The following is a 12,046-nucleotide window of genomic DNA, read 5'->3' on the forward strand; positions in this document are numbered from 1 at the left end:
GGCGGCCACGTGTGCGTCGCGCTCGGCGCACTCGCGCAGCGCTACGACGCACCGCTCGACGAGGTGCGCGCCGCGCTTGCCGCGAGCGGCGTGGTCGCGTTCGGCACGCTGGCGCGCGGCGACGAGCGGCCGCTGATCGTCGACCGGCACGATCACCTGTACCTGTCGCGCTATTTCGATTACGAACGGCGGCTTGCCGATGCGCTCGTCGCACAGGCCGGGGTTGCCGGTCCGGACGAAGGCCTGTCGCCCGACCGGCTGCGCGACAGTCTCGCGCGCTATTTCGGGCCGGCCAACGGCGAAGTCGACTGGCAGCGCGTGGCGGCGATCGTCGCGCTGACGGGCCGCGTGACGATCGTCAGCGGCGGCCCCGGCACGGGCAAGACGACGACGGTCGTCGGCGTGCTGGCCTGCCTGCTCGACGCGCACCCGGGGCTGCGCATCGCGCTGGCCGCACCGACCGGCAAGGCCGCGCAGCGGATGCAGGAAGCGCTGCATGCACGGGCCGGCGACCTGCCGCCCGAACTCGCGGCACGCCTGCCCGACACGTCGTATACGCTGCACCGGCTGCTGGGCGGCGGCGGGGCGGCCGGCTTCCGCCATCATCGCGACAATCCGTTGCCGTACGACCTGATCGTCGTCGACGAGGCGTCGATGATCGACGTCGCGCTCGCCGCGCATCTGCTCGACGCGCTTGCGCCGGGCGCACGGCTCGTGCTGCTCGGCGACAAGGATCAACTGGCCGCGGTCGAAGCGGGGGCCGTGTTCGCCGAGTTGAGCGCGCGGCCCGCCTTTACGGCCGCGGCGCGCACGCGCATCGCACAGGCGCTCGGTATCGACGAGGCGACGTTCGTCGCGGCGTTGCCGGTGCCGGACGAAGCCGCAATCGCCACCGCGGCGGGCGTGCCGGCCGCACGTCCGGCTTCCGTTTCGGCGCAGGCGTTGCCTTCGGCATCGGCTTCCGTTTCCCGCAAACCGGCGTCGCGGCAGAAGGCCGATCCGCGACAGGCATCGCTCTTCGACGACGAACCGCAGGATGACGAGGTTTCGTCGGCCGAGATCGTATCGCCACCGCCGGCAGTCCCGGCGCCGGCCGATGTCGGCGGCACCGTTACCGCGGGGGAGACACCCGCATGGATCGAAGTCGACGAACTCGCATGGCTCGATGCCGTCGAGCTGCCGCCGTTCGACGCGGGCGACGCGGCGCTCGCATCGGTGACGGCAGCGACATCCGCATCGACCGGCGAAGTCGACGCCGCAGCCGCCGTCGCGCGCGCGCCGGCGCCGCTCGCGGACTGCGTCGTCTGGCTCGAACGCAACTACCGTTTCGGTCTCGATTCGCCGATCGGGCGGCTGTCGGTCGCGATCCGCGGCGGCGACGTGCAGGCCGCACTGGATGCGCTGCCCGCCGACGATACGGCCGCCGCGTCCTTCCACGACGATGCGGGCGATACGCTTGCATCGTCGACGGTCGAGCGGCTCGCGCGGCGGTTCGGCGCTTACCTCGACGCGTTGCGCGCCGCGCTGGACGCGCCGGTGCCCGATCCGCTGCCGCTGTTCGATGCGCTCAACCGGTTCCGGATCCTGTGCGCGACCCGCAACGGCTCGCGCGGCGCGGAGCACGTCAACGCGCTGGTGGCCGCGCACGTGCGGCACGCGGCGCGCGTGCCGCTCGCGGTCGGCGCGCACTGGTTCACCGGGCGGCCGATCATGGTGACGCGCAACGACTACGCGCTCGGGCTGTTCAACGGCGACATCGGCATCGCGTTGCCCGATGCGCACGGCGTGCTGCGCGTGTGGTTCCGGCGCGCGGACGGCACCGCGCGTGCGGTGTCGCCGGCCGCGCTGCCGCCGCACGAGACGGCGTTCGCGCTGACCGTCCACAAATCGCAGGGCTCGGAATTCGACGAAGCCGCGCTCGTGCTGCCGGCCTCGTTCAGCCGGGTGCTCACGCGCGAGCTGGTCTATACGGCCGTCACGCGTGCGCGCACGCGGGTGCAGGTGATCGGGCCGCGGCGCGTGCTGGCGCAGGCGGTCGCGACACGCACGCAGCGCGATTCGGGGCTCGCGGCGCGCGTCGACGAAGCGCTCGCGCGACACCGCACGGAGGTTTCGCGATGATGATCCGCTATACGCTCGATCCGGCCGAGGTCGAATGGACGGCCGTGCGCGCACAGGGCGCGGGCGGGCAGAACGTGAACAAGGTGTCGAGCGCGATTCACCTGCGCTTCGACATCCGTGCGTCGTCGCTGCCGCCGGTGATCAAGGAGCGGCTTCTCGCGCTGTCCGACCAGCGCATCACGCGCGACGGCATCGTCGTGATCAAGTCGCAGGAATACCGCACGCAGGAGAAGAACCGCGAGGCCGCGCTGGCGCGACTCGATTCGCTGATCTCCAGCGTCGCGTTCACGCCGCGCGCACGCGTGGCGACGCGGCCGACGCGTGCGTCGAAGGAGCGGCGGCTCGAACACAAGTCGCGCCGCAGCGTGGTGAAGTCCGGAAGAGGGAAGGTGATCGACTGACGAATGAACGGCCGGCGGCGCGCGCGGCTAGCGCATCACCGTTCCCGCGCTGTCGAGCACGAAGTCGACGCAGAACACGACGAGCCGGCTCCGTGCGCGGATCGCGACGGCGGCCGTGTAGCAGTCGCGGCCTTCCGTCAGCGAGAAATGCGGGCCCATCAGCGCGACGCGTCCGGGTGCGGCGATCGCGCGCTGGAAGTACGGGCGCCGCGACCAGTTGCTGTGGGTTTCCGGGAACAGCGGCGCGAGGCGGGCGGCGACTGCCTGACCGTCGTCGGGCCGCGCGGTGATCGACGGCAGGAACTGCTCGCCGATCTCGTCGGTGACGAACACGCGGCGCGCGGCCGGCACTGTGAACACGCGTTGGGCGGCATCCTGCAGATTGCCGCTGGCGGAAAAGGCGGCCGCACCGCCCAGCACGAGTCGTTCGATCGCATCGAAGCCCGGCTGCTCGGCGATGACCGGCGGGCGCCGGCGTGCGATGAAGCGCTGCCACGCGGCGTCGAGCATCGCGGGCGCGGCCGCGCTCGCATGCGCGATCGACGCATCGGGCTGGCCGAACTGGAAACCCTGCACGAAATCGATATCGGCCTCCATCAGCGTCTGCAGCGCGTCGTCGCTTTCGACGCCTTCGGCCAGCACCATCGCGCCGGCCTGGTGCAGCATCGACACGAGGTGATGCATGATGCGGCGATCGTCGGCCGACCCGGTCGCGCGTTCGACGAGCGAGCGGTCGAGCTTGACGATGTCGGGCCGTGCGCGCCAGACGCGGTCGAAATTCGAGAATCCGGTGCCGAAATCGTCGATCGCGATCAGGAAATCGCGATGCTGGATCATGTCGATCGTGCGGGCGAGCGCGGCTTCGTCGCGCGCCGGTTGCTCGACGACCTCCAGCACGATGCGGTTCGGCGGCAACCCGAAATGCCGGCACAGCGCCTCGACGAACTCGCGCTGCACGAGTCCCGTATCGAGTACGCGCGGCGTCACGTTCAGGAACAGCCAGCCGTCGCCGATTCCCTGCGCGACGAAGTTGGCCGTGTGCAGGCAGCGCGCGAGCCGGTCGAGCAGCAGCGCGTCGGCGTCGGCACGCGTCTTGTCGAAGAGGGCGGTGGGCGAGAGCAGCGTGCCGTCCGCGTCGACGACGCGCAGCAGCGCTTCGTAGCCGACGACGCGCTTGTGCGTGATCGACAACACGGGCTGGAACACGCTGCGCAGCGTCGTGGTGCGAAAGGTGGCGACCCAGCCGCCGGGCGTCGGCGTCAGGCGTTCGAGCAAGGAGTCGAGCGACAGGTCGCGGGCGGGCTTCATGTCAACGGTGCCCGGGGGCGTACGGTGGGGCGGGAGCGGGCCGCCACGCCGATGCGGTCGCACGCGCAGGCGGACGCGAAAGAACGTGGTACATCGAGGCCGCCTCGTGCGGATAAGTGTTTCGAGTGTACCGGGATTGCAGCGGCGCGCGTATCAGGGTAACTCCAGACGCAAACGGTACACGGCCCGGCCATGGCAACGGCGCGGGGGTGCCGGTGCCGTTCGCGTGCGTGCCGCGCATGATCGTCACGCAGCGGCGGGCGCTGCCGGCGTACATGACAACCCGACCGCATGGCGAATGGTAAAGGGCGGGGGGACGAAAAATCCCGGCGGCGGAGACAGGCGCGAACGAGATCCGCCGTCGGATGAATGCGGGTGCGCGGTGCCGCCATCCGCGAGGCGTTGGCGCCCGCGCCCGGATCCTCAGGCCGCTTCGCCGCCGCGCGGCCGGATGCCGGGAATCCGCTTGATCACGCCGGTCGCGAGCGCGGTGCCGACGAGTACGATCGCGCAGCCTTCGATCATGACGGCCGACACGTGTTCGCCCAGGAACAGCGCGCCCCACAGCAGCCCGAACACCGGGATCACGAACGTCACGGTAATCGCGCGGGCGGGGCCGACATGCGCGATCAGGTAGAAGAAGATGAAATACGCGATGCCGGTGCACGCGATGCCGAGGGCGAGTACCGCGCCCCAGGCGTGGGCGCTGACCGGCGCCGCCGGCCAGGTGGCGATCGCGAACGGCAGCAGCAGGAGGGTCGAGCCGATCATGCTGCCGGCCGCGTTGACGAGCGGATCGACGCCACCGAGCGTGCGCTTCGTGTAATTGGCCGCGATGCCGTACAGCAGCGTCGCGCCGAGCGCCGCGGCGGCAGCGAGCGCGGTCGCGCTGGCGCCCGTGTCGCCGTGCGCGTTCGCGATCTGGTTCCACACGAGCGTGAGGACCCCGGCAAAGCCGATCACGAGGCCGAGCGCACGCGGCAACGACAGCTTGTCCTTCAGCCACAGGTACGCGACGAGCGCGCCCCACAGTGGCGTCGTCGCATTGATCACCGACGTGAGCCCGGCCGACAGCGTCAGCTCGGCGAACGCGAACAGGCAGAACGGGATGCCCGAGTTCAGTGCGCCGACGACGAACAACGGCCACGCATGGCGGCGCAATCGCGCACCGAGGTCGGCGGGTTTGAAGCGCGTCAGCGCGAAGCCGGTGAGAAACAGCGCGCCGATGCCCACGCGCAACGCCATCAGCGGCGCGACGCCGAGATCGATCACGCCGATCCGGATGAACAGGAACGACGCGCCCCACAGGGCAGCGAGCACGGTCAGCAGGAAGGCGTTCTTGGGTGACATCGATCGTGAGGGCGGAGACGGGATGCGATGAATCTTACACCGCGTTACCGCACCGTCGTTTCACGATTCGATGAAACGACAAGAAACGGGAATATCGCCGGTCGAGGGGGCAGGGGGCCACCCGTCGGCGGCCGTGCCCGGTCAGTGATGGCGCCAGCCGCCGCGTCCGCCGAAGCCGAAATTGAGCGACAGCGCCGGTCCCCAATAGCCGCCCCAGGCAGGCGCATAGGCCGGCGCCGGATAGTAGTAGGCGGGGCCGGGATCGACGTACACGGGCGCCGGCTGCACCGGCGCGGCCGTGTAATAGCCGCCGGGATAATAGCCGTACGGGTAGTAGCAGCCGGCGAGCGTCGTGCAGGCGAGCGCCGCCGCGACGAGGGTCCTGTTCATGATGTCTCTCCGGCGGAGCCGGCAATCGGCAGATGCTTAAGCTTAGGCCGCGCGCCGATGACACGGTGTGCAAAACGGTAACCGATCATTTCCGGGCGGCTGCCGCGCCTATTGCGGCGCCGCATGCGAAAACGGCGCTTCCGCATCGCGGAAACGCCGTCTGGACGAAGGTTGCGCCGGGTCCGGCCGGCGGCTTACTTGCCGACCTGGTTACCGATGATGCCGCCGGCTGCCGCACCGCCGAGCGTCGACAGTGCGCTGCCGCCGATCGCCGCGCCGGCGACACCGCCGACACCCGCGCCGATTGCCGTGTCGCGCTGACGTCGTGACATCGAATCGCAGGCCGACAGGCTGGCCACCGTCGCGACGAGAAGCGCGCATACCCCAAAACGCCGAATCGAGTTCATGATCGTTGTCCTTGTGGTAGTGAGCGGAGGTCGCGCGACCGGCTGGCGGCCGCGCATGACCCCAATCTACGCGCCGCCTGGCGGTGCTGCTGTAAGGACTTGTTAAGGCTTGCGCGGTTTCGTAATCAATTGTTTCCCGTGCCGCCGCAGGCACGCGACGTGCGCAAAAAAGCCCGCTCGAAAGCGGGCTTCGTGCATCGCGATGCGACCCGGCGCGGATCGCTGCTTGCGCTTACTGACGGTGATAGATCTCGGCGCCGGTCTTGACGAACTCGACCGCCTTCACTTCCATCCCTTTCTTCAGCGCCTCGGTTTCCGACACGCCCTGCTGTGCCGCGAACTCGCGCACGTCCTGCGTGATCTTCATCGAGCAGAAGTGCGGGCCGCACATCGAGCAGAAGTGCGCGACCTTCGCCGAATCCTTCGGCAGCGTTTCGTCGTGGAATTCGCGCGCCTTGTCCGGATCGAGACCGATGTTGAACTGGTCTTCCCAGCGGAACTCGAAGCGTGCCTTCGACAGCGCGTTGTCGCGCACCTGCGCGCCCGGGTGACCCTTGGCGAGGTCGGCGGCGTGCGCGGCGAGCTTGTACGTGATGATGCCTTCCTTCACGTCGTCCTTGTTCGGCAGGCCGAGGTGTTCCTTCGGCGTCACGTAGCAGAGCATCGCGGTGCCGAACCAGCCGATCATCGCCGCGCCGATGCCCGACGTGATGTGGTCGTAGCCCGGTGCGATGTCGGTCGTCAGCGGCCCGAGCGTGTAGAACGGCGCTTCCTTGCACCAGTCGAGCTGGAGATCCATGTTCTCCTTGATCAGCTGCATCGGCACGTGGCCGGGGCCTTCGATCATCACCTGCACGTCGTGCTTCCACGCGATCTGCGTGAGCTCGCCGAGCGTCTTCAGCTCGCCGAGCTGCGCTTCGTCGTTCGCGTCGTAGATCGAGCCGGGACGCAGGCCGTCGCCGAGCGAGAAGCTCACGTCGTACGCCTTCATGATCTCGCAGATCTCTTCGAAGTGTTCGTACAGGAAGCTTTCCTTGTGATGCGCGAGGCACCACTTCGCCATGATCGAGCCGCCGCGCGACACGATGCCCGTCATCCGGTTCGCGGTGAGCGGCACGTACTGCAGGCGCACGCCGGCGTGGATCGTGAAGTAGTCGACGCCTTGCTCGGCCTGCTCGATCAGCGTGTCGCGGAAGATTTCCCAGGTCAGGTCCTCGGCCTTGCCGTTGACCTTCTCGAGCGCTTGGTAGATCGGCACCGTGCCGATCGGCACCGGGCTGTTGCGGATGATCCACTCGCGCGTTTCATGGATGTGCTTGCCGGTCGACAGGTCCATCACCGTGTCGCCGCCCCAGCGGATCGCCCACGTCATCTTGTCGACTTCCTCGCCGATCGACGACGTGACGGCCGAGTTGCCGATGTTCGCGTTGATCTTCACGAGGAAGTTGCGGCCGATGATCATCGGCTCGGATTCCGGGTGGTTGATGTTCGCGGGGATGATCGCGCGGCCGCGTGCGACTTCGTCGCGCACGAATTCCGGCGTGATCTCGGCCAGCGCATTCGCGCCGAAGGCCGCGGCGCCGAATGCCTGGCCCGGGTGCTGGCGGCCCATCATCGCGGCGAGCTTCGCGCCGTTCGGGCCGCTCGACTTCAGGCTCTCGATGTATTCGGCGCGGCGCTGGTTCTCGCGGATCGCGATGTACTCCATTTCCGGCGTGATGATGCCCTGGCGCGCGTAGTGCATCTGCGTGACGTTCTTGCCGGCCTGGGCGCGACGCGGGTTGCGGTGCAGGCCGGGGAAACGCAGGTCGGCCGTGGCCGGATCGGCCGCGCGCTCGAGGCCGTACTGGCTCGACAGGCCGGAGAGCACGTCGGTGTCGCCGCGTGCCTCGATCCAGCGTTGGCGCAGCGCGGGCAGGCCTGCACGGATGTCGATCTTCGCGTCCGGATCGGTGTAGGGGCCCGACGTGTCGTACACGTAGATCGGCGGATTCTTTTCGCCGCCGAAGCCGGTCGGCGTGTCGGCCTGCGTGATTTCGCGCATCGGCACGCGGATGTCGGGCTGCGAGCCGGTGACATAGACCTTGCGCGAATTCGGCAGCGGCGCGACGGCAGCCGCGTCGACGTGGGCGTCGGCGGACAGAAACTTTGGATTGGCGTTCATTCGATCTCCTGTGTCGGCCCGAGTCGGCGCTTCGGCGCTTACTCGGGCCCCATGCAAAGCAATTGTGGGGCGCGAGCTAAGCAGGAGACGAGATTCGTGAGGCGGCGGGTTTCGTCAGAGGGATGGCGGCGAAATCCGTACGCTTCCCTGCGCTGGCATTATCCAGATCAGGTTCAAAGGGTATTTCTCACCCGCAATGCCGGTTGTTTGACCGGGCGCATTGCAGGACCCCCGCGTTAGCAAGGGCACACGATACACCGGCTTGGCGGCGGTTTCAACCGGGAGCGGAGCGGATGCCGCCGGGCGATCGCTTGATCGCCGCGGCCGGACCGGGCGGGGTGCGCCGCAGCAATCGCGGCCGCCGAACGGCTTCCCGGTGGGGCCGCCCAGGGTCGAGCGGTGCAGCATTCGCGTCTTCATTTTCGGCGTCTAGAATTTTTTTTGACATCGCTGTCATTTCCGGCGGTGTGCTCCGTCTATTCGGCTCCTAAACCCATGTAGTGGAGAGATGTCATGAAAAACGTATTCCTGGTTGCCTGTGTCGCCGCGCTTGCCACGATCGCAACGGGCGCATATGCGCAGAACGATGCGATGTCGAAGGACGGCATGTCGATGTCGAAGGACGCGATGGGCCACGACGCGATGGCCAAGGACGGCGCGATGAAGAAGGACGGCATGAAGAAGGACGGCATGAAGCACGACGCGATGAAGAAGGACGCGATGGGCCACGACGCGATGTCCAAGGGCGACGCGATGAAGAAGGACGCCATGAGCCCGTCGAACTGACGAATGCGCGGGGCGCGACCGGCAACACGCATCGCGTCCCGCCCCGACGCCTCAATCCGGGAGTCTTCATCATGCAAACGGTTCCTGTCACGGATCGCGCGAGCACGCCGCCGCCCGCGCCCACGATTCATCCGCCGTGGGTGCGCGTGAGCCACTGGCTCAACGCGCTCGCGGCGATCCTGATGGCGCTGTCGGGCTGGCGCATCTACGACGCGTCGCCGATCTATCCGTCATTCACGTTCGCGCATGGCATCACGCTCGGCGGCTGGCTCGGCGGCGCGCTGCAATGGCATTTCGCGGCGATGTGGCTGCTGGTCGCCAACGGGCTGTTCTACCTCGCGATGTCGATCGCGACGGGGCGCTTCGCGCGCAAGCTGCTGCCCGTCACGCCGGCATCCGTATGGCGCGACATCCGCGCCGCGCTCGGCGGGCGGCTCGCGCATGACGACCTGAGCGTCTACAACGCGGTGCAGCGTGCCGCGTACCTGACCGCGATCGTCGATCTCGTCGTGCTGGTGCTGTCGGGGCTCACGATCTGGAAGTCCGTCCAGTTTCCGCTGCTGCGCGAACTGTTCGGCGGCTACGACAACGCGCGCGTCGTGCATTTCTGGGCGATGTCGCTGCTGGTCGCCTTCTTTGTCGTCCATGTCGCGATGGCGCTGCTGGTGCCGCGCTCGCTGCTCGCGATGCTGCGCGGCCGCTGACCTGCCCACCGCGGGCGAAGGAAATCATCATGTCGGAATCCGAAAAAAGCCGCGACGAGCCGCGCTGGACGCTCGACCGCAAGTCGCTCGAACTCGACGTGCGCCGCGAGCTCGAGATGCCGTCGCGGCGGCTCTTCAACCGGCGCGTCCTGACGCTCGGCGGCCTCGCGATGCTGACCGGCTGCACGTTGCAGGACGACGCGTCGGTCAACACGTTTCTCGAGAAAGTGTCGCGCATGAACGATCGCGTGCAGGCTTGGTTGTTCAACCCCGACCGGCTCGCACCGACCTACACCGAGGCCGACATCACGCGTCCGTTCCCGTTCAACGCGTACTACGGGATCGACGAAGTGCGGCACGTCGATGCGTCGACGTATCGCCTCGTGCTGTCCGGCCGCGTGACGGGCAAGCGCGTGTGGACGCTCGACGAGCTGCGCGCGCTGCCGCATGCGGAACAGATCACGCGGCACATCTGCGTCGAAGGGTGGAGTGCGATCGGCCGCTGGGGCGGCACGCCGTTCGGCGCGTTCCTCGCGCGCGCCGGCGCCGACACGCGGGCGAAATACGTCGGCTTCAAGTGCGCGGACGATTATTACGAAAGCATCGACATGCCGACCGCGCTGCATCCGCAGACGCTGCTCGCGCTCGAGTACGACGGCCGCCAGTTGCCGCCGGAGTACGGCTTCCCGATGAAGCTGCGGATGCCGACCAAGCTCGGTTACAAGAATCCGAAGCACATCATGGAAATCTTCGTGACCGATACGTTCCCGGGCGGCTACTGGGTCGATCAGGGCTACAACTGGTTCGGCGGATCGTGAGCGGCGCGCGGGGCGCGCGCGTCCGGCACGCGGATTCGCGCACCTGAAGATCGACAGGCGGGCCGACCGCAGCGGCCCTGTTCGCGAACGCGTCGAGCCGACCCGTCGTCCGTCACGACCGGCGCGACGGACGGACCGGCGCGCACGGCGGGCCGTTTGGCCGACGCCGGATTCGACGGCCCCGGATTGCGCGGGTGCGCGCGCGTTCCGCTCATCCGGCCCCGGATTTCATCCGCGTGCGGGCCGAAAAATGTCGCGCCGAAACGTCAGTCTTTATGCTTTCAGACAGGTCTGACGATGCTTTCGAATCCTTGATGCCATAATGCCGAGCGTGTGCAGCCGAAGCGGGTGCGCACGTTTTTTTTGTCCCTCTGCCGCCGCTCGCCGGTTCTCTTTCGTCGCCGTTCGCACTGCCATGTCGTTCCGCACGTTCGCTCTGCCTTTCCGGTCCCGCCAGGACCGTTTGCCGGCATGGCCGGCGTCTTTCAGCGGGGCACGCGGCGTGACGTGCGGGCGGGCTGCACGATGACGCCGCTCGACCGCCTGCTCGATTTCTTCGCGCGCTTTTCGTTCCGGATCCGCCTGCCGCAAAGCCGCGGCGGCCGGGTCGCGCTGGCGCTCGTGTTCATCTATTTCGTCTGGGGTTCGACCTACAGCGGCCTGCATTTCGCGCTGCAGTCGTTCCCGCCGCTGCTGCTGTCGGGGCTGCGCAACCTGCTCGGCGGGATCGGCCTGTTCATCTTCGCGCTGCGACGCAAGCCCGAATGGCCGACGCTGCTCGAAATTCGCAACGCGGGGATCGTCGGCACGATGCTCGTCGCGCTGTCGTCCGGCACGATCGCGCTGGGGATCAGCTCGGTCAGCAGCGGCTCGGCCGCGGTGATGGTGGCGACCGTGCCGCTGTTCGCGACGGTGATCGCGGCGGTGGCCGGGCGGCCCGTGACGAAGGGCGAGTGGGCGGCCGTCGCGCTCGGGATGGTCGGTATCGTCGTGCTGAACTCGGGCGGCGCGGCGGCCCGGAATTCGGCACTGGGCACGATCTGCGTGCTGGCCGGCGCGCTGTTCTGGGCGGGCGGCGCGCACCTCGCGACGCGGCTCAGGCTGCCGTCGGACCTGTTCCTGTCGACGTCGCTGCAGATCGGCCTCGGCGGCCTGATTTCGACGCTCGTCGCCTGGCTGATCGGCGAACGCATCGAACAGGTGATGGTGGGGCCGGTGTTCGCGTTCCTGTACCTGATGGTGTTCTGCACGATGGCCGCGTATGTCGCATACGGCTATCTGATCCGCCATACGAGCCCGATCATCGCGAGCAGCTGCATGTACGTGAACCCGATCGTCGCGGTCGCGCTCGGTGCGCTGCTGCTCGGCGAGCCGGTGACGATGGCGACCGTGGTCGCGACCGTCGCGATCCTCGGCAGTGTCGCGCTGTCGTTCGTGTTCGATCCGGCGCGTCGGCCGGCGGCACGGGCGGCGGCCGACGGTTCGGCGGCCGTGGCGGCCGAGCACGCGCCCGCGGCAGAACGGGAGAGCGTCGCGTAGGGAAAGAGGGTTAAGGTCAGGGGAGAGCTGGGGGGGGGGCGTAAGCATAGAGAAAAAA

At 68.3% G+C, this 12,046-nt stretch carries 11 protein-coding genes and 1 riboswitch; of the genes, 6 read left to right on the forward strand and 5 right to left on the reverse strand.

Annotation, left to right across the window (positions count from 1 at the left end):
* Together G3N62_RS31380 and arfB are read left to right on the forward strand one after the other, a co-directional pair.
* Positions 1-2,121 (forward strand): AAA family ATPase (locus tag G3N62_RS31380; RefSeq protein WP_241013259.1); only part of this gene is annotated, 2,121 nt, incomplete at its 5' end.
* Positions 2,118-2,522, forward strand: coding sequence for an alternative ribosome rescue aminoacyl-tRNA hydrolase ArfB (gene arfB / locus G3N62_RS31385; protein ID WP_034186580.1), 405 nt, complete (start codon positions 2,118-2,120; stop codon positions 2,520-2,522). The genes G3N62_RS31380 and arfB, both read left to right, overlap by 4 nt.
* A 27-nt stretch (positions 2,523-2,549) precedes the next feature.
* Here the strand turns inward: arfB and G3N62_RS31390 are convergent, their stop codons facing one another.
* The 5 genes from G3N62_RS31390 to thiC form a co-directional block, all read right to left on the reverse strand.
* Entirely contained in the window at positions 2,550-3,830 is a 1,281-nt protein-coding gene (locus tag G3N62_RS31390; protein ID WP_049035318.1) for an EAL domain-containing protein, read from the reverse strand.
* A gap of 423 nt (positions 3,831-4,253) precedes the next feature.
* Positions 4,254-5,180, reverse strand: coding sequence for a DMT family transporter (locus G3N62_RS31395; protein WP_049035319.1), 927 nt, complete (start codon positions 5,178-5,180; stop codon positions 4,254-4,256).
* Between the two features lie 141 nt (positions 5,181-5,321).
* The gene (locus G3N62_RS31400; RefSeq protein ID WP_034186583.1) at positions 5,322-5,570 is read right to left on the reverse strand and encodes a hypothetical protein; all 249 of its coding nucleotides are present in this window, start codon (positions 5,568-5,570) and stop codon (positions 5,322-5,324) included.
* A 194-nt stretch (positions 5,571-5,764) separates the two neighbouring features.
* On the reverse strand, positions 5,765-5,977 hold the full coding sequence (locus G3N62_RS31405; protein ID WP_021162063.1) for a glycine zipper 2TM domain-containing protein: 213 nt from the start codon (positions 5,975-5,977) through the stop codon (positions 5,765-5,767).
* Positions 5,978-6,209: 232 nt separating this feature from the next.
* On the reverse strand, positions 6,210-8,141 hold the full coding sequence (thiC, locus tag G3N62_RS31410; RefSeq protein WP_034186584.1) for a phosphomethylpyrimidine synthase ThiC: 1,932 nt from the start codon (positions 8,139-8,141) through the stop codon (positions 6,210-6,212).
* Between the two features lie 126 nt (positions 8,142-8,267).
* Positions 8,268-8,384: riboswitch (TPP riboswitch) on the reverse strand.
* Positions 8,385-8,654: 270 nt separating this feature from the next.
* On the opposite strand from thiC, the gene G3N62_RS31415 reads away from it, so the two are divergent.
* The 4 genes from G3N62_RS31415 (at position 8,655) to G3N62_RS31430 (ending at position 11,988) form a co-directional block, all read left to right on the forward strand.
* On the forward strand, positions 8,655-8,927 hold the full coding sequence (locus tag G3N62_RS31415) for a pentapeptide MXKDX repeat protein (RefSeq protein ID WP_034186585.1): 273 nt from the start codon (positions 8,655-8,657) through the stop codon (positions 8,925-8,927).
* Between the two features lie 71 nt (positions 8,928-8,998).
* Complete coding sequence (locus tag G3N62_RS31420) at positions 8,999-9,631, forward strand: cytochrome b/b6 domain-containing protein (RefSeq protein ID WP_124670434.1); 633 nt, start codon at positions 8,999-9,001, stop codon at positions 9,629-9,631.
* Between the two features lie 29 nt (positions 9,632-9,660).
* Positions 9,661-10,449 (forward strand): molybdopterin-dependent oxidoreductase, encoded by a 789-nt coding sequence (locus tag G3N62_RS31425; RefSeq protein ID WP_034186587.1) that lies wholly within the window; start codon positions 9,661-9,663, stop codon positions 10,447-10,449.
* A 525-nt stretch (positions 10,450-10,974) separates the two neighbouring features.
* A complete protein-coding gene (locus G3N62_RS31430; RefSeq protein WP_241013260.1) occupies positions 10,975-11,988 on the forward strand; it encodes an EamA family transporter in 1,014 nt (337 codons plus the stop codon).
* The last annotated feature ends 58 nt before the right edge of the window (positions 11,989-12,046 follow it).

It is taken from the genome of Burkholderia sp. Tr-20355, from assembly GCF_017104685.1.
Taxonomy (GTDB): Bacteria; Pseudomonadota; Gammaproteobacteria; order Burkholderiales; family Burkholderiaceae; genus Burkholderia; species Burkholderia seminalis.

Coding starts and splice junctions, on each gene's coding strand:
- G3N62_RS31395 (WP_049035319.1), bottom strand. CDS start 5,180: ATGTCACCCAAGAACGCCTTCCTGCTGACCGTGCTCGCTGCCCTGTGG.
- G3N62_RS31400 (WP_034186583.1), bottom strand. CDS start 5,570: ATGAACAGGACCCTCGTCGCGGCGGCGCTCGCCTGCACGACGCTCGCC.
- G3N62_RS31390 (WP_049035318.1), bottom strand. CDS start 3,830: ATGAAGCCCGCCCGCGACCTGTCGCTCGACTCCTTGCTCGAACGCCTG.
- G3N62_RS31425 (WP_034186587.1), top strand. CDS start 9,661: ATGTCGGAATCCGAAAAAAGCCGCGACGAGCCGCGCTGGACGCTCGAC.
- arfB (WP_034186580.1), top strand. CDS start 2,118: ATGATGATCCGCTATACGCTCGATCCGGCCGAGGTCGAATGGACGGCC.
- thiC (WP_034186584.1), bottom strand. CDS start 8,141: ATGAACGCCAATCCAAAGTTTCTGTCCGCCGACGCCCACGTCGACGCG.
- G3N62_RS31430 (WP_241013260.1), top strand. CDS start 10,975: ATGACGCCGCTCGACCGCCTGCTCGATTTCTTCGCGCGCTTTTCGTTC.
- G3N62_RS31420 (WP_124670434.1), top strand. CDS start 8,999: ATGCAAACGGTTCCTGTCACGGATCGCGCGAGCACGCCGCCGCCCGCG.
- G3N62_RS31415 (WP_034186585.1), top strand. CDS start 8,655: ATGAAAAACGTATTCCTGGTTGCCTGTGTCGCCGCGCTTGCCACGATC.
- G3N62_RS31405 (WP_021162063.1), bottom strand. CDS start 5,977: ATGAACTCGATTCGGCGTTTTGGGGTATGCGCGCTTCTCGTCGCGACG.